General features: G+C 47.8%; 16 protein-coding genes. 11 read left to right on the top strand and 5 right to left on the bottom strand.

What is annotated here, in order from left to right; translation table 11 throughout:
- Positions 1–11 precede the first annotated feature (11 nt).
- From OKC24_RS09905 to OKC24_RS09890, 4 genes are all read left to right on the top strand, one after another.
- Entirely contained in the window at positions 12–332 is a 321-nt protein-coding gene (locus OKC24_RS09905; RefSeq protein ID WP_005012553.1) for a proton-translocating transhydrogenase family protein, read from the top strand.
- Between the two features lie 3 nt (positions 333–335).
- On the top strand, positions 336–1790 hold the full coding sequence (locus OKC24_RS09900; protein WP_130146168.1) for an NAD(P)(+) transhydrogenase (Re/Si-specific) subunit beta: 1455 nt from the start codon (positions 336–338) through the stop codon (positions 1788–1790).
- Positions 1791–2159: 369 nt separating this feature from the next.
- Positions 2160–3467, top strand: coding sequence for an ammonium transporter (locus OKC24_RS09895; RefSeq protein WP_265465023.1), 1308 nt, complete (start codon positions 2160–2162; stop codon positions 3465–3467).
- A gap of 29 nt (positions 3468–3496) precedes the next feature.
- Entirely contained in the window at positions 3497–4114 is a 618-nt protein-coding gene (locus OKC24_RS09890; protein ID WP_130146172.1) for a hypothetical protein, read from the top strand.
- Between the two features lie 55 nt (positions 4115–4169).
- On the opposite strand, the gene rsfS is transcribed toward OKC24_RS09890, so the two are convergent.
- The 5 genes from rsfS to OKC24_RS09865 all read right to left on the bottom strand — a co-directional run bounded on the left by rsfS (position 4170) and on the right by OKC24_RS09865 (position 10169).
- Positions 4170–4571, bottom strand: coding sequence for a ribosome silencing factor (gene rsfS / locus OKC24_RS09885; RefSeq protein WP_130146174.1), 402 nt, complete (start codon positions 4569–4571; stop codon positions 4170–4172).
- 91 nt (positions 4572–4662) lie between these two features.
- A complete protein-coding gene (locus OKC24_RS09880) occupies positions 4663–5442 on the bottom strand; it encodes a hydroxypyruvate isomerase family protein (RefSeq protein ID WP_130146176.1) in 780 nt (259 codons plus the stop codon).
- A 39-nt stretch (positions 5443–5481) separates the two neighbouring features.
- Positions 5482–6357: an NAD(P)-dependent oxidoreductase gene (locus OKC24_RS09875; RefSeq protein WP_130146178.1), complete on the bottom strand. Its 876-nt coding sequence runs from the start codon at positions 6355–6357 to the stop codon at positions 5482–5484.
- An 87-nt stretch (positions 6358–6444) separates the two neighbouring features.
- The gene (locus OKC24_RS09870; RefSeq protein ID WP_131276825.1) at positions 6445–7233 is read right to left on the bottom strand and encodes a crotonase/enoyl-CoA hydratase family protein; all 789 of its coding nucleotides are present in this window, start codon (positions 7231–7233) and stop codon (positions 6445–6447) included.
- A 128-nt stretch (positions 7234–7361) separates the two neighbouring features.
- Positions 7362–10169, bottom strand: coding sequence for a GacS-like sensor histidine kinase (locus OKC24_RS09865; RefSeq protein WP_130146182.1), 2808 nt, complete (start codon positions 10167–10169; stop codon positions 7362–7364).
- A 154-nt stretch (positions 10170–10323) separates the two neighbouring features.
- Between OKC24_RS09865 and cysM the strand changes: the two genes are divergently transcribed.
- From cysM to OKC24_RS09830, 7 genes are all read left to right on the top strand, one after another.
- On the top strand, positions 10324–11244 hold the full coding sequence (cysM, locus tag OKC24_RS09860) for a cysteine synthase CysM (RefSeq protein ID WP_130146184.1): 921 nt from the start codon (positions 10324–10326) through the stop codon (positions 11242–11244).
- A gap of 22 nt (positions 11245–11266) precedes the next feature.
- Positions 11267–12085 carry a 3'-5' exonuclease gene (locus tag OKC24_RS09855; RefSeq protein WP_130146186.1) on the top strand — a complete coding sequence of 273 codons (819 nt, stop codon included), beginning with the start codon at positions 11267–11269 and terminating at the stop codon, positions 12083–12085.
- A 6-nt stretch (positions 12086–12091) separates the two neighbouring features.
- The gene (gene rlmD / locus OKC24_RS09850) at positions 12092–13498 is read left to right on the top strand and encodes a 23S rRNA (uracil(1939)-C(5))-methyltransferase RlmD (protein ID WP_130146188.1); all 1407 of its coding nucleotides are present in this window, start codon (positions 12092–12094) and stop codon (positions 13496–13498) included.
- Positions 13499–13515: 17 nt separating this feature from the next.
- A complete protein-coding gene (locus tag OKC24_RS09845; RefSeq protein ID WP_130146190.1) occupies positions 13516–15819 on the top strand; it encodes a RelA/SpoT family protein in 2304 nt (767 codons plus the stop codon).
- Positions 15820–16014: 195 nt separating this feature from the next.
- Positions 16015–16635, top strand: coding sequence for a beta-ketoacyl synthase chain length factor (locus OKC24_RS09840; RefSeq protein ID WP_130146192.1), 621 nt, complete (start codon positions 16015–16017; stop codon positions 16633–16635).
- Positions 16629–17441, top strand: coding sequence for a lysophospholipid acyltransferase family protein (locus OKC24_RS09835; RefSeq protein ID WP_130146194.1), 813 nt, complete (start codon positions 16629–16631; stop codon positions 17439–17441). Before OKC24_RS09840 ends, OKC24_RS09835 begins: the two co-directional genes overlap by 7 nt.
- The gene (locus tag OKC24_RS09830; RefSeq protein ID WP_130146196.1) at positions 17425–17685 is read left to right on the top strand and encodes a phosphopantetheine-binding protein; all 261 of its coding nucleotides are present in this window, start codon (positions 17425–17427) and stop codon (positions 17683–17685) included. The genes OKC24_RS09835 and OKC24_RS09830 overlap by 17 nt, the downstream gene beginning before the upstream one ends.
- Positions 17686–17690 lie beyond the last annotated feature (5 nt).

Genomic DNA, 17690 nt, shown 5'->3' with positions numbered 1-17690 from the left:
GGAGAGTCATCATGGTTGAAACTATTACTATTTTCGTCTTAGCCATCTTCGTTGGTTACTACGTTGTTTGGGGCGTTACGCCTGCATTGCATACACCGCTTATGGCAGTAACCAATGCGCTGTCTTCGATCATTGTGGTTGGTGCAATGCTGCAGACTGTGGGCATTCCAGGCTTGGTTGAAGCGAACGTACAATTTCAAAGCATTAATGTTGTTAGCGTATTGGGTGCAGTCGCTGTATTTTTGGCAAGCATCAATATTTTCGGCGGTTTCGCAGTTACAGCGCGCATGCTTGAAATGTTCAAGCCGAAGCAAAAGAAAAAAGAGGGCTAAGACATGGAATTTATTCGAGACTATGCGGATTGGTTCTACCTGATTGGCGCCGTACTTTTCATTCTGACTTTACGCGGTTTATCTGGCCCTAAAACCGCCATTCAAGGGAACCGCTACGGCATGATCGCTATGGCGATTGCTGTGATCACGACATTCTTTGTGGCGGATCATCCTGTTGTTTGGATGATTGGCGGCGCGATGGTCTTGGGTGCTGTGGTGGGCATTGCCCGCGCGCGGACTGTGCCAATGACGCAAATGCCGGAAACTGTAGCGCTTATGCACTCTTTAGTGGGTCTGGCGGCAGTTCTGATTGCCATTGCTGCGATTCTGCACAACAACCAATTGACTGCTTTATTTGCTCAAAATGAAGCTGCGTTAACAGCTGCAGGCGTTGAGCATGCACACATGAGCAAAGTTCATTTATTTGAATTGTTTGTGGGCTGTTTCGTTGGTGCAATTACCTTCACTGCTTCGGTATTTGCTTACGGCAAACTGGCTGCCAAAAAATGGGCGAAAACCATTTCCGGCGGCTGGGTAAAACCTGTTCAAGCTTTGATTTTCCTTGCAATGCTGGTGTGCGGTGTTTACTTCTTCACGACAGGCAATATGAATGCATTCTGGGCTATGACTGTGCTTGCACTGGCATTTGGCTGGGTATGGATTGCGCCAGTTGGCGGCGGCGATATGCCAGTTGTGGTATCGCTCTTGAACTCGTTCTCAGGCTGGGCAGCAGCAGGGATCGGTTTCACGCTTGAAAATAATATGCTGATTGTTGCGGGTTCACTGGTGGGTTCTTCAGGCGCGATTCTGTCTTACATCATGTGTAAGGCCATGAACCGTTCCATCATCAATGTGCTGTTTGGTGGCGCCATGGGCGGTACAGCGGTTGCTTCTGCGGACAAAGGCGAACAAGCGCAGCGCAACCACCGTTCAGGTTCTGCAGATGACGCAGGCTTCCTGATGTCAAATGCGGACAGCGTTGTGATTGTGCCGGGGTACGGCATGGCGCAAGGCCGTGCGCAAAATGCGGTCAAAGAGCTGTGTGAAATTCTGAAAGAACAAGGCGTAAAAGTGCGCTTTGCGATTCACCCAGTTGCTGGCCGTATGCCGGGCCATATGAACGTACTTTTGGCTGAAGCAGACGTTGCCTATGAAGACATTTTAGAGATGGATGAGATCAACTCAGACTTCCCTGCAACAGATGTGGTGCTTGTGATTGGCGCGAATGACGTGGTAAACCCTGCAGCCAAAGATGATCCGACATCGCCAATTTACGGCATGCCGATCTTGGAAGCGCACAAAGCGCGGACCATTATGGTGATCAAGCGCTCTATGGCGACAGGTTATGCGGGCCTTGATAATGACTTGTTCTATAACGAAAAAACCATGATGATTTTCGGTGATGCGAAAAAAGTTGTGGAAGACATGACCAAAGCCATTAATGGCGGCGGGCACTGATGCAGTGCCTTCAAATCCCGCTTTTATCAAGCGGGATTTAGGGAGAGTTAAACCGCCTTTGGGCGGTTTTTTATTTCGGGTGTTTTTAACTTTGTTTTCAAGACGGGGTGTTATGCATTTTCAGAGGCCGTATTTGGTGCACTGCATACCGGCTGAGCAAGAGTTCATCCTGAAAAAATGAAAGAATAGAGGGAAAATAAAATTTATAAATTTGGATACGGCATTTATTTATAGCTGAAACATCATGAACGGCAAGGCCTTGCATCGGCTTTGCAGGGGCATGCAACTGTTTCAATGATTATATGGCATCGTTTTTGCTAAAAATGAATTATTCCGGGGGGATCATTTATGAAAGTAAAAGCAATTTTAATGGGGCTATGCATCATATTTGCAGCGCCAGCGATGGCTGCAGAGAATACAGCTGCAAATATTCAGGAAATCCGCATTTCGCTGGATAGTGTCTGGGTCATTTTAGGCGGTATTTTAGTATTTTTCATGCAGGCTGGATTTGCCTTAATTGAAAGCGGTTCCGTCCGCAGTAAAAATACCGTCAATGTTCTGATGAAAAACTATATGGATACGTGTCTAGGCGGATTGGTGTTTTGGCTGGCCGGCTTTGGCATTATGTTCGGTATCAATCACAGCGGTTTTTTTGGGCAAAGTCATTTTGCGCCGAATAATTTAGATGATTGGAATTGGAATTTGCTGTTTTTCCAAATGATGTTTGCGGCTACCGCGACCACGATTGCCAGCGGCGCAATGGCAGAGCGTATTCACTTTGTGGCTTATGTGGTGAGCGCGACGATTGTGAGCGGCTTAATTTATCCAGTCTTCGGCAGCTGGGCGTGGGGCAGTTTATTTGGCGGAGAGGGGTGGCTGAAAGCGCTGGGCTTTATCGATTTTGCCGGTTCGACGGTGGTTCATTCGATTGGCGGCTGGGTGGCGCTGGCCGGCCTGATTGTTCTGGGCCCCCGTTTAGGCCGTTTTGGCCGAGATGGAAAAAGCCACTATTTGCCAGGGCATAATTTGACATTAGTTGCTTTGGGCGGTTTTGTCTTGTGGCTGGCTTGGTTCGGCTTTAACGCAGGCTCAACCATTCAAGCCAATGTCAGCATTGGGCGCATTGCGCTGAATACCCATCTGGCGGCCTGCGCGGGGGCTGCAGCCTATATGGCGATTTGCCTGATCCGCAAAAAAGCGGTTTTAATCCGCAGCACCATTAATGCCTCTTTAGGCGGCCTTGTGGCAATTACTGCTGGCTGCGCCAGCATGACGCCTGTTTTCGCCATTTGCACAGGCTTAATTGCCGGATTGCTGGTGACTGTTGTACCGGTACTGATGGAAAAATTTAAAATTGATGATGTGGTGGATGCAGTTGCTGTGCATGGTTTTTGCGGTGCTTGGGGCACTATTGCAGCCGGTATTTTTCTTGAAAACAAGATGTTTAATAGTGCCGTGATTTCAATTCAATGCTTGGGTGTCATGGCAGCTTTCCTTTGGGGCTTTGGTGTTGCCTTTATTGTTTTTAAAGTGCTGGACAAAGTGCTGGGCGGGCTGCGGGTCAGCAAACAGTATGAACAGCGCGGGCTGGATTACACCGAACATGCAGAGCTGTCTTATCCTGAATTTCAAAAAGATGTCACTTTTGAAACTGATGGCATGACCCAGCGTCATTAAACCAAGCGCTATTTTGAAGGGGGAACAGTATGAGCAGTGAAATTTTAAATCTGATGCAGCGCCGCCAAGCCATTGAGCGCGGTTTGCAGCAATATTTCAATGGCACAATGCTGGATCGGGCTTTAGCGCATTGGGAGCAGCAATACAGCGGAAAGCCGGCATTTGTTTTAAACCGTTTTCTCAGTGAAATTTGTACGACTGAAGAGTTGCGCCATTCCCGCAAGGACATGCTGCGCAAGGTGCTTCAAGCGTTATCTGAAATGGAAAAACAAGAACTGCTGCAGGGCGTGCAGCAAGCCAAGCCTGCTGTTGAAGATGAATTGATTTCTGTTGAACTTATTGATGCTTTCAGCCAGTTTATTGCTTTTGTGCTGGATGCTGTTGCCGTGAAAGATTTGACCGATTTTGAGCAGGAAATTCAGCAGCAGCTGAGGCAGAAAGGATTTGCACAGCATTCCAATGAGGCGCTTGGCAGTCCAGAATTTGCAGCTTCACTGCCGATATCCAGCTATGCATTTATTATTACTGCAGTTTATGAAATTTTTTGCGAATTCTATGGGCCCATGCGCGCAGATCAGGTGTATGCGCAAAGCAAGCTGAAAATTAAGTCCCTTTATCCTGATGTGGATTTGCATCAGCTGCTGTAAATAGCCGGCAATAAAAAAAGCGGTCATGATTGACCGCTTTTTTTAGATTTGCTGCTTAAGCGACAGACTCAGGAGCTGCGCGCCAAAGGCTTTCCAAATCATAGAATTTTCGCGCTGCCGGCAGCATCACGTGCACAACAACAAAACCGAGGTCAATCAGAATCCACTCAGCATCACGTTCGCCTTCAACACCAATAGGACGGAAGCCAGCTTTACGGGCTTCTTCAGCAACATTGTCTGCAAGAGATTTGATATGGCGGGTAGATGTACCGCTGGCAATCACGATTGCGTCTGATACATTACTGATTGAGCTGACATCAAGTTCAACAATTTCTTTTGCTTTTACATCTGCAAGTGCTTCACGTACAACTTCAAGGCAAGCCTGTACGTCTTTCTTTTGGGTATTAAGAGTTAGATCGTGAGAATTAGAAGCGCTGGGCGATGGTTCTAAATTCATGGAGGGTCTGATTTCCTGACAATTATTCATGCTCTAATATAGCGGTTTTAGCGCTGAATTTCAAATCAGAGCTATATTTTGACCAAAGAATTTATGCAAAGTATTTGTCTTTCCACGCAAAAGTTTTTTCGGAGGCTTGGCTCGGGCGGTATTCCGCAGCGGTATAGCCTGCATAGGGGCTTTGCTTCAGCCAGCTGAATATTGCCGCATAATCGATTTTCCCGGTATCTGGCTCGTGGCGCGCCGGGCAGTCCGCAAACTGGATATGTCCAATAGAATCAATGTTTTCTTGCAAGCCTTCCAAGACATCTTCACCCATCATGGCCATATGGTAACAGTCATACTGCATCTTCAGGGCCGGGTGTCTGACGGCTTCAAGAATCTCTTGCGCCTGCGCGATATTTTGTATCAAAAAACGCGGCATATCGGTGCCGTTAATCATTTCAAATACTGGCCGAATACCATGCGAGCTGAACATCTGGCAGGCCATTTTCAGATTGGATGCAAGGGTGTTGAGGCAGGGGAGCAAATCCGCATCGTGCGGCTGCTTGCCAGCCAGTATATTGACACTTGGAACCTGCAGCGCTTTGGCATAGGCGATGGCTTGCTCCGCGGCCTGATGGAATGCTATTTCTTTGCCGGGAATGCCAGCCAATCCATTGCCGCCCTGCATGAGATCTCCGGCAGGCACATTGATTAAGCAAAGGCCTAAATTATGCACTGTCAGCTGAGTTTGAATCTGTTCAATGCTCAATTCATAAGGAAACTGAATTTCGACATGATCAAATCCCTGAGCGCGCGCTAAGGCAAAACGCTCAATCAGCGGCACTTCGGTAAAAATCATCGAGAGATTAACGGCGAGTTTGATCATGCAGGGCTCCTTGCGCAACGGCGGTATAAATTCAGCTTATCAGGATTCGCGCTGTTCTACATGCTGAATGACCGTGGATAGATCTTTTTCCGCAAAACCATTCGCCTGATGATTTTGCAGCTGCCGCAGCGCCAGCTCGGCAACAGGAATTCTCAGCTGATGCGATGCTGCCAGCTGAACCGCATTATTCAAGTCTTTAGAAAGTGTTTGCACTTTCCACTGCACAGGCTCAAATGTATGGGACGCCATGCGGGGGGCTAAAATTTGAAAAGGTTTTGAATCGGCAAATCCGCCAGCCAGCGCTGGGGCGAGTAAGGCTGTATTTACGCCAGCTTGTTCTGCCAAAGCAACGGCTTCAGCAATTAAGGCGCTGTTGGCTGCAACAATCAGCTGGTTGCAGATTTTAGTCGCTTGTCCTGTGCCTGTACCGCCCATGCGGGTCACGCGCTGCGACAGCACATTATATATTAAAGTTAAATCTTGAATGGTTTGCGCATGGCCGCCGGCAAAAATGACTAAAGTGCCTTGCTCTGCGCCCGCTGTGCCGCCAGAGACGGGAGCATCAATCCAGATGACTTTTTTCTGTTTTGCCTGCTCTGCCAATTGATGGGTTTGTGAAACGGACAGACTGGAAAAATCGGCAATAACCTGTTGTGCTTTCAAGAAGGGCTCAATGTGCGCATACACGGAAGCAGCTGCCGCATCATCCGCCAGACAGGTCAGAATAACCGGATATGCTCCAATATCCTTCAGCGCAAGCTGAGCCGCGCCCATATCGATCAGTTCATCGCACGCGCTGGCGGTGCGGTTCCATACGGCAACGTCAAAACCCGCCTGAATTAAACGGGCGGCCATGCGGCTGCCCATCAGGCCCATGCCTAAAAATGCAATTTTGCTGCTGCGGTCAAAACTCATGCTGTCCCTCTGCCTATCCTCAATTTCAAATCAGCAGAGGATTTGATTCCGCTGATTTATGCTGTTTGTTCTGTGCGCTGTTTGAGCTTATCGATACTGGCGCGGTAAAAATTGAACGTCTGGGTTCTTGTCCTTTTTGCGCGCAAGCTTGCTGTTTTTGCCCAGCAGCAGTTTCAGCTGCCAGATTTTTTCCAAGCGCAGGGATTTATTGGGAGAATGCTCCATGGCATCCAATACGCGCTTGACTGCAGCCAGCGCATCAGGAGAACGGTTCAGCATTTCTGCAGCTAAAGCCTGCGCTTGCGTCAGCGGCGATTCATTCAGGTGAGTCACTAAGCCAATGTCTTTGGCATAGCGGGCATCAAAAATACGCGCAGTCAGTGTCAGCTCTTTGGCTAAATCCAATCCAATGATGCCTTTAATGGAGCGGGTAAGTCCCATATCCGGCACGAGTCCCCAGCGGCTTTCCATAATGGACATTTGCGTGCTGGGATGCGCAATGCGGATATCCGCAGCCAGCGCCAGCTGCATGCCTGCGCCAAAACAAAAACCTTCAATGGCGGCAATCACAGGAACGGGCAATTCCTGCCAAACTAAAAATGCTTTTTGAAAGAGGCTTTGGCCCGGTTTAATCAGTTCCCAAGCGGCATAAGCGGTATTTTTAGGGTTGTTTAGGTCGGTGAGGTCAATGCCTGCGCTGAAGACCTGCGCTTCACCGGTCAAAATGACACAGCGGATGGAACGGTCTTTTTTGATTAAATCGGCAATACGCACCAGTTCTTTCAATAATGCGAAACTCATTGCATTGCGCTTATCGGGGCGGTTTAAAGTGACCGTTGCAATGCCGTTGCTTTTTTCCAGTTTAACCAGTGCCATGCTTAAAAACTCTTATTTTTGACTTGCTTTGAGCATAGCATGAGGCTTTATTCTATTCATGACAGCACAGTCACAAATTGCAGGTTGCATAGTCACTGCGCAGATAAAGCCAGGCATCAGCGCATGCTTTAGGGTTCAGGTTTATTTAAAATCTGCAGGGACGCATGCTGGACTTGAGCAATCACATTTTTCAGCTCGTCTAAACGGTTGAGGACTTCCTGCACAAAAGCATCATCCGCCTTGCGGCGTTCTTTGCGTAAAGTTGATACGAACTGCTCAAAACCGCCCGTCGCGTCCTGCAGCGCCGGAGCGCCGACGTAGCGTGTTGCGCCGTACAGGCGGTGCAGCACATGCTCGAGCTGTGGATAGTCTTCTAGTTCAATCAGCTGCTCGATTTCACGCAGCTCCTGATCGAAACTGTCATTCAGCATTTTCAGTAAATCAGTCGCCAAATCTTCTTTATTGGCGGCCAAATGAAGGCTTTGCTGCCAGTCTAAAATATTGGGGTCAAGCGCATCAATCACCGCAGTGCGCTCTAAAATCGGCACTTTTTTGAAGTTTTCGGTCGTCCAGTGAGTGAGGATCTGGATGATCTGCTCCATTTGAATTGGCTTGGTGACATAGTCATCCATACCCACCTGCAGCAGTTTTTTCTTTTCATCTGACAGCGCATGCGCGGTTAGGGCAATAATCGGCAGGCGCTTATGATTTTCAAAGGTTGATTCCAGTGAGCGGATGGCGCGGGTGGTGTCAACGCCAGACATGACTGGCATTTGAATATCCATGAAGACTAAGTCAAAGGCTTTCAGCTCCTGTTCATAGCGCGATTGGATGATTTCGATGGCTTCCTGCCCGCTTAGCGCTTTGGTTGTGGTGACATTCAGCTCAGACAGCAGCGCTTCTAACACAATCAGGTTGGGCAGATGATCATCGACGGCTAAAATATGCAGGCCTTGACCATTAAAGTCTTCGTGCTCATTTTCGTCAAATACAGCTTCATTGCCAAGCAATTGAATCAACGCGCTGCGGCTCAGCGGCTGGTGCAGCGGGCGCGCGCGGTATTCGGTCAGCATGCCTGGATCAAGCAGCATCTGATAGCCGTATACGGCTAAATGGCCTGTATAGCGGCTGCGGATTTCCTTCAGCATGGCTTCAGTGTCACCGCTGTGATCGACGATCAGCCACGTATTTTCAGCATGGCGCAGCTGGTTCAGCCGGCTGAACAAATCTAAAATGGACTGCGCTTCAATATGCTGCACATCATAATTTTCTAAATAATGGCGCAGTACATTAGCAGTGGCCGGGTGGGCTAAATAAGACACCACTTGGGTATTGCTGAATTGAGGCAGCGGATTTTCTTCTTCTTCATTCACGGTAAACATTGCCGTAAACCAGAAGGTTGAGCCTTTTTCAGTCGGCGCGCGCTCTTGGTTGTCTTCAAAGCCAATCTGGCCGTGCATCAGGCTGACCAGCTGTTTGGAAATGGCTAAGCCCAAGCCCGTGCCGCCAAATTGGCGGGTCACTGAGGCGTCGCCCTGCGAGAACGATTCAAACAGCTTCTTGCGGTCTGTGCCGCTGAGGCCAATGCCGCTGTCCTGTACGCTGAAATGCAGCAGGCATTGTTCAATATCATCATGTTCGATGCGCACGCGGACAATAATTTCACCGTCAGGTGTAAATTTGATGGCATTGGAAATTAAGTTGGTCAAAATCTGCTTAAAGCGCAAAGCGTCGCCAATGACATGTTTCGGCACATTGTCAGCATAATAGAAGGTCATGTTGATGTGCTTTTGCGCCGCCAGCGGCGACAGCATATCCATGACATCAAATACCGCTTCTTCTAGGTCAAACGGAGCGGTTTCCAGCTCCAGTTTGCCGGCATCAATTTTGGAAAAATCCAAAACATCATTGATCAGCGCCAATAAATGCGCAGAAGACTTGCGGATGGTTTGCAAATACAGGTTTTGTTCATTGCTGAGGTTGCCTTGGCGCAGCAGCAGGTGAATAAAGCCATCAATGCTGTTCAGCGGCGTGCGCAGCTCATGCGAAATATTCGCCAAAAATACGGACTTGGACTGGTTGGCATGAATCGCTTGGTCACGGGCCTGGCGGTAGGTAATATTTTGAACTTCTAAAGTATCTAAGGTTCTGCGCAAGTCATCTTCAGTCTGTTCAGTATGCTCGCGCAATTCCAAAAAGCTGAAATGCAGGCGTTTCACCACATTGGCAATGTCGCGCTGCAGCAGGCGCAGTTCGCCGGTACTGTTAATGATCATGTGCTGATCCAAGGTATCGGCGTTTAAGCGCTGCAGCTGCATGCGGATTTCGTACATAGGCGCAATCCAGCGCCGTGAATAGAAGTTTAAGCAGAGCAAAAGCAGCAGCAGGGTCAGCAGCCCAGTCGCAACCAAAACAATTAAAACGCGGTAATGCGCAATTTCCAAAGGCTGATTGTCCAGCTCGACCATCAGCCAATAGGGGGTATTGGTTTCATCACTGATTTTAGCGGCGTAGACATTGCTGCTGTTGAATTTAATCGGGCCGATAAAACGGGCTTTGGAATCAATTTTGGGCCAGGTTTCTTGCCCTTCAGGGCCAATGTTCAGACGGTTCATGCCTTTGCTGTCCACAATAGCTGAACGGTTCAGATGCTTTTCATTCAGCATGTTCTGCATGCTGAAACGGGCCTGATCAAATTGCCATGGATAGTGAATCAGCAAATTTAGCGCGCTTTCTGCAGTCGGCTGGTAGCGGGTTAAAATGGCAATCGCCATTTGCCGCTGCTGCGCTTTGGCCGCATTGGACGTTTCAGTCAATACCAAAGCTGCACCTACGCATGCCAAAATGGTAATCGGCACGAAAATCAATGCAATCAATTGTCCATAAGCATGGTTTAAGTGTAGGCGTTTAAAAAGCTTTTTGTTGATATTTGACATGATGCAAGCAGTTTATTCCTTATGCACCGCATATTAGCATGGATTATTTGAAACTGACTGCGCTTTAATCACTTTCGCGAAAAAGCCATTTCAAATGGGTGCAGGAAAAGTCATTTTTTCATACAATAGGCGCACCTCGATATAGGTGCGAATAATGAGTAACACATCCCCTGATTTCCAAGCAGACGATTTTTTGTTAGACCACTATGTAGGAAAGACTCCTTTGGTGCGTCTGCAGCGTCTGGCAAGTCACACTCAAGCAACAGTATTGGTTAAGCTGGAAGGCAACAATCCTGCGGGTTCTGTCAAAGACCGGCCAGCCTACAATATGATCATGCAGGCGGAAAAACGCGGGCAAATTAAGCCGGGTGACACGCTGATTGAAGCGACGAGCGGAAATACAGGGATTGCGCTGGCGATGGTGGCAGCCATGCGCGGCTATCGGATGAAGCTGATTATGCCGGCAAACTCCAGCCAAGAGCGTAAAGACGCGATGCGCGCCTATGGCGCAGAGCTTATAGAATCCTCCAGCATGGAAGAGGCGCGTGATATGGCGGCGCAAATGCAGCAGGATGGCGTAGGCCTTGTATTGAATCAATTTGGCAATCCAGACAACTCAGAAGCGCATTATTTGACGACGGGTCCAGAAATTTGGCAGCAGACCGGCGGCAGAATCACTCATTTTGTCAGCGCGATGGGCACCACGGGGACAATCATGGGTATTTCAAAATACCTCAAAGAACAAAATCCGGATATTCAAATTGTCGGCCTGCAGCCTTCTGAAGGTTCAAATATTGCCGGCATCCGCCGCTGGCCGAAAGAGTATTTGCCGACAATTTTTGACCCGTCGCGTGTAGACCGCATTATGGATATTCCGCAAATTGAAGCGGAAAAAACAGCACGCAAATTGGCGCGCGCTGAAGGCGTCAGTGCGGGAACCTCTTCAGGCGGCGCAGTCTGGGCCTCCATTAAGCTGGCGGAAGAAAATCCTGAAGCTGTGATTGTCTGCATTGTTTGCGACCGTGGCGACCGTTACCTGTCTACGGGCTTATTTTCTGTAGTTGATGCCGATTAATTTCAGGCTTTTGTGAGTGCTTATGCGTTTACCTGTTTTAACTTTTGATATCGAAACATTAACCGATGTGAAGTCTGGGGCGCATTTGTACGGTCTGGATTTGCCCGAAGCAGATTTGAACAGCGCATTGGCTAAATTGCGCCGTCAGGAATCCGGTACGGATTTTCAGCGCCTGCCTTTGCATGAAATTGTCTGTATTTCCGGGCTGTGGCTGGATGAACATGGCATGAAAATGTTTTCATTCAGCCGTGAGCATGATTCGGAAGCGGAAATTTTAACAAAATTTTTATCGATCTTTGACAAGCGCCATCCAACGTTAATCAGTTGGAATGGTTCGCAATTTGATTTGCCGGTGATTCTTTTCCGCGCCATGTATCATGGCCTTTCTGCGCCAAGTTTATTCGATCAGGGCGAGATTGATACGCAAAAGCGCTATAATAACTATCAGAACCGCTATCACCAGCGCCATGTCGATTTAATGGATGCTATGGCCATGTTTCATGGCCGCCACTTCATGAAGCTGGATGATGCAGCGCATTTGCTCGGTTTTCCCGGCAAGCGCGGTGACGGCGCTTACCGTGTGCCTGAATATGTGCGCGGGCAGCAGTGGCAGGCGTTGACCAGCTACTGTGAAGGCGATGTGCTGAATACATGGCTGATTTACCTGCGCTGGCTGCTGCTGAAAGGCCAGCTGCAATTGACTGATCATCAGCATCTGGTGCAAAGCACCATCCAGTACCTGCAGGCTTTACCGCAGCATGCTGAATTTTTATCGGTTTGGCGTGAAACTTCACGGCAGACAGAATTCACTCAATTTGATTTCCCACCCCCCACACATTAGGTCCGCATGAAACATAGAGCCAAGCCCGCAAAAGCCCAGCAGCCTTCTTATATCTTCCAGGTTGAGTCGCTTTCACATGAGGGGCGGGGCATCGCGCATTATGGGACTCATCCTCACCATCCTGCGGATAAACACGGTAAAAAAGTTTTTATCCGTTATGCCTTGCCCGGAGAAACTGTATGCGCGCGCATTACCCACACAGCGAAACGGCTGGAAGAAGCTGACAGCATTGAATTGCTGAGTGACGCGTCTGAAATGCGCGTGACGCCCGCATGCCCGCATTTTGGCGTCTGCGGCGGCTGCAGCATGCAGCATATTCATCCGGATGAGCAAATCCGCTTAAAACAGGATGTGCTGAAATCGCATTTAAGCCATTTTGCAGGATTGCAGCCCGAAGAATGGCTGGCGCCTTTGCGCTCTTCACGTGAAGATTACCGCCGTAAAGCGCGGATTGGCGTGCGCTATTTGCCGAATAAGGACAAACTGATTGTTGGATTTCGGGAAAATGCCAGCAATCAGCTGACGTCAATTGACCGATGTTTGGTGCTGGATCAAAACTTTGGTTCGATTACGCGCCTGAAGCAGTTAATCCAAAGTCTAAAGGGCAAAGGGGCTATTGGTCATATAGAATTGGCGATGGGTGATCAGGATGTTGCCTTGGTGATACGCCATACTGAAAAATTAAATGATGAGGATGTCAACCAATTACAGCAATTTGCGTTACAGAAGGGTTGGCAATTGTATTTGCAGCCTGCAGGTCCAGGCAGTTTAGCCCGCATTGATGGCCAGAGCTCAGACATGCGCCTGCATTACCGTTTGGAAGAGTTTAATGCAGATTTTGCGTTCAATCCTTTAGATTTTACGCAGGTGAACTCTACAATTAATCCGCAAATGGTCAAGCTGGCATGTGATTTGCTTGAATTGAAGCAAGGCGAGCGTGTTCTGGATTTATTTTGCGGATTAGGAAATTTTTCTCTTCCGCTTGCGCGCTGTGTTGGTGCGCAAGGTGAGGTCATTGCGGTTGAAGGCAGTGAGGAAATGGTTCACCGCTGTGCAGAAAATGCTGTAAATAATGGCATTGATTGGCTGAAGTTCTATTCACAAGATTTAACAAAAGACTTTTCGCATCATTCTTGGGCAAAAGAGGGTTTTGATGCATTATTGATTGATCCGCCGCGTTCAGGCGCAGAAGAAATTATGCATTATGTGCCCAAATTTGGTGCAAAAAGAATTGTTTATGTTTCATGCAATCCAGCGACTTTGGCTAGAGATGCAGGAATATTGGCGCAGCAAGGCTATCTGCTGAAAAAAGCAGGCGTGATGGATATGTTTACCCATACCGGTCATGTTGAATCGATTGCGTTGTTCGAACAAGAAAATAAGCCGAATGATTTAAGTTATAATGAAGAGTAAAAAAGTAGGAGTAGGGTATGGTCACAGTGCGTGAACAGCTCCCGGGGCGTTTAAATGAACTGTCTCAGGAAGCGACTGTAGAACATGCCGATCAAGCATTGCATGATTTGGCGGAATGGCTGGATCGTGTGCGCGGCTTACTGGGGGCGCCCCTCAAGCAGCTTGAAAAAGTTGCGCGTTTAACCTTGCAAAGAGAGTTAGACTCTACGGTCAATCACCGTTCCAATACCTTTTATACCGGTATTGAAATGGCGGATATTCTGGCGCATCTGCATGTTGATGAAGATACGCTTTCCGCTGCGATGCTTTACCGTTCTGTGCGTGAAGGCGTCATGCCCTTGGATGAAGTGCTGGCAAAGTTTGGCGAACAAGTGCACAGCTTGGTCAAAGGCACTTTAGCAATGGGGAAGCTGTCTGAACTGATTGAGCAGAATAAGCGCCTGGAAGATCATTTTAATAATAATCAGCGCGAACATTTAAGCGGCATCTATAAGATGCTGATTTCAGTGACGGAAGATGTCCGCGTTGTACTGATCAAGCTGGCAGAGCGGACCTATGCATTGCGTGAATTGGCGCAGGCGTCACGCGAGCGTCAAGAGCGTGTGGCGCGTGAGATTCTCACCATTTATTCACCCTTGGCGCACCGTTTGGGTATCGCGCAGCTGAAATGGGAACTCGAGGATTTAGCGTTCCGCTATTTAGCGCCAGAGCGCTATAAAGAAATCGCGTCTTTATTGAATGAAAAGCGTTTAGAGCGTGAACATTACATTCAGTTTGTGATTGATAAGCTGCGTAATGAGCTGGCTGAACATGGCATTGAGGCTGAAATCAGCGGCAGGGTGAAGCACATTTATTCGATTTATCGGAAAATGAAAAGCAAGAATCTGAGTTTTGATCAGCTCTATGATATCCGCGCAGTCCGCGTATTGGTTAAAACAGTACCTGAATGCTATCATTCTTTAGGCATTGTGCATCAAATCTGGCGCCATATTCCGCATCAGTTTGATGACTATATTACCAACCCGAAAGCCAATGGCTACCGTTCCCTGCATACTGCGGTGATTGCTGAAAATAAATCGCTTGAAGTGCAAATCCGCACCAATGCAATGCATGAAGAAGCGGAGCTGGGCGTCTGTTCGCACTTTAATTATAAAGAAGGCAGCAAAAACACCGATCAGTCGTTCAATCACCGCCTGCACTCGCTGCGCGCCGTGCTTGAACATTATCAGGAGCGCAATGACGCCAGTGCGCATAAAGATGATGAATCTGAAGAGAATTTTGAGCAAATTCAAGATTTCGAAGGTTTTGAAAAAATTTATGTCTTCAGCCGGGATGGTGATATTAAAGAACTGCCGCGCGGCTCTACCGTGCTGGACTTCGCTTATCATGTGCATACCGAAGTCGGCAACAAATGCTATGCTGCGCGGGTCAATCAGCGCTATGTGCCGCTGACCTATACCCTGAAAACCGGTGAGCAGGTTGAAATTTTAACCAAGAAAGACCGCGAGCCGAACCGTGACTGGCTGGTGAATTCTTTAGGCTATATTAAAACAGCCCGCGCGCGCGATAAGCTGCGCCATTGGTTCCGCCAGCAAGACCGCAGCAAAAACTTGGAAGTGGGCCGTGAAATTCTGAATAAAGAATTATCACGCCTGGCTATTCATCCTAAAAGCATTGATTTGAACGATTACTGCAATCACTTCAATGTGAAATCTGGTGAAGATATTCTGATCAGTCTGGTCAGCGGTGATGTTAGCCTGCATTCGTTAATGAATCAGGTCAACCGCCATATGCATCTGGATCAGGATGAGCCTGAGCTGGTGCTGAAGCCGGCCTTGAATCCGCGCGCCAGCCATACGCTGTCTGCGCACGGCATCCTAATTGACGGCTTAGATAATGTAGAGCTGCATGTGGCGCAGTGCTGTCAGCCTGTGCACGGTGAAGCCATTGCCGGATACATTACCCTGAACCGCGGTGTGAGCATTCATAAAGTGGCATGTCCCGATTATGTGCGCATGATCAGTCAGGAACCGGAACGCGCGGTTGAAGCGGACTGGGAAATGCAGCCGACCCGCGGTCAGAGCGTGCAGATTGTGGTGGAAGCCTATGACCGCCGCGGCCTGCTGAAAGACCTGACACAGGTGATTTTCTCCGATCAGATCAACATCCGTCAGGTGAATACCATTTCTGAAGCAGACGGTATTGCCAATATGAAGTTGCTGATTGAAGTGAAAGGTTTGGCGCAGCTGTCGCGTTTGCTGGCCCGTTTAGAGCAGCAGCCGGGCATTATCAGCGCGCGCCGTTTGATTCAAGGCGGCTGATTCAAACTCTTGCATTAAAAAGCCTGCGTAATGCAGGCTTTTTATATTTTTGTTCTTTGGTGGCGGAATGTAAAATCAAGTCTAAATATATGATATTAAAAATAATAAAGATATTTTTTGTAAAAAAAATATCGTCAATGCTATAATCCGCGCAAATATGGTATGTGAATTAAAAAGAGTAAGGAAATACAGCGCATGGTGCTATTAAATGTGTCTCAGCTGACAATAAGCCAGGCAGACGGCGTATTTCCTGCCTTAGAATACATTCCTGCGATGCAGCGCCGGCGCTTATCGCGTCTTGCAAAGCTGGCTTTGAATAGCGCAATACAGACTTTAGACACTCACAATGCCGATTATATCGTTTGGGTGTCGCAATATGGCGATGAAGCAAAAACACTAAATATTTTAGAAGATGTGTTAAGCGAGCAAACCCCTTCACCGACTCAATTTTCAACCTCGGTACATAATGCAATTTCAGGCTTATATTCTATTTTATGTCAGGATGCGACACCTGCGACCAGTTTGGCGGGTTCGTGGAATGATGGTCTAATTGAAGCCTATGCGTGGTTAAAAACAAGGCCAGAAGCTCGTCAGGTTTTGCTGGTGTATTATGATGAAGCCTTGCCAGACATATATATCGAGCATCAACCATTTGCTGCTTTTGCGATGGCAGCGATGATTTCATTAGCGCCTGCAAATTTGATGTTGATGCCAAAGCATACAGATTCAACGCCAGCCTATCAGCAGGCTTTAGCATTTAACACGTTTTGGACTAATCCTGATCAAACTGAATCTGAAGCGTGGACGAAATGCTGAAATTAAATAGGATCAGGCAAAAAGCCAACTATGTCTGGCGCGTTGGAGCGACAGGATTTAGCTTTGCCAGCTTTGGCTTAGGCGGCGTGGCGATTGGTGGTTTGATTGCACCTCTGGTCAAGCTGAGCTCAGCAGATCTTGAGCTTCGCAAGCAGCGCACTCAAAAGGTGATTAAGCACAGTTTTAAAGGTTTCACCGAAATGATGGTGAAACTGGGCATTATGACCTATACGGTTGAAGGTTTAGACAAACTACAGCACAGTCAACAAGAGTTGGTCATTGCCAATCATCCGACACTGATTGACGTGGTGGTTTTAATTGGTTTAATGGAACAAGCAAACTGCGTCGTCAAGCAGGCGCTGTGGTCGAATCCTTTTACCAAAGGCCCTGTGCAAAGCGCAGGCTATATTTTAAATGCAGGTTCTGAACAATTTATTCAGGACTGCGTACAAAAATTACAGCACGATCATGCAGCGTCCTTGTTGATCTTTCCTGAAGGGACACGGACAGCAAAAGGCGAGCAATTGAATGACTTTCAGCGTGGTGCGGCCAATATTGCCCTGCGTGCTGGTGTGCCGATTCGTCCTGTGCTGATTAGCTGCACGCCATCGACCCTGACCAAAAATGAAAAGTGGTATCACATTCCAGAACAGCCTTTTCATATCCATGTAAAAGTGTTGGATGCGATCCGAGTGGAAGACGTATTGGATGATGTAACGGTCAATCCCAAAAATGTGCGTCAATTAAATCAACAATTACAGTGGTTTTTTAACCAAGAGTTATCCCTAAATGAGCAATCTTGCTGATGAATTAAAGCAAATGATTATTGATGTCCTCGCCCTTGAAGACATCCGTATTGAAGACATTGATACAGACGCACCTTTGTTTGGTGATGGTCTGGGTTTGGACTCGATTGATGCTTTAGAACTGGGTTTGGCATTGAAAAAGCGCTATGGCATTCATTTGAATGCAGAATCTGCAGAAACCAAAGAATATTTTAAATCAATTCAAAGCTTAGTAGCTTTGGTTGAAGCACAGAAAACAGCATAAGAGGT

It is taken from the genome of Acinetobacter entericus (assembly GCF_026168575.1).
Taxonomy (GTDB): Bacteria; Pseudomonadota; Gammaproteobacteria; order Pseudomonadales; family Moraxellaceae; genus Acinetobacter; species Acinetobacter bouvetii.
The sequence above is the reverse complement of the archived record's forward strand: the minus strand, read 5'-3'. Positions and strand labels throughout refer to the sequence as shown.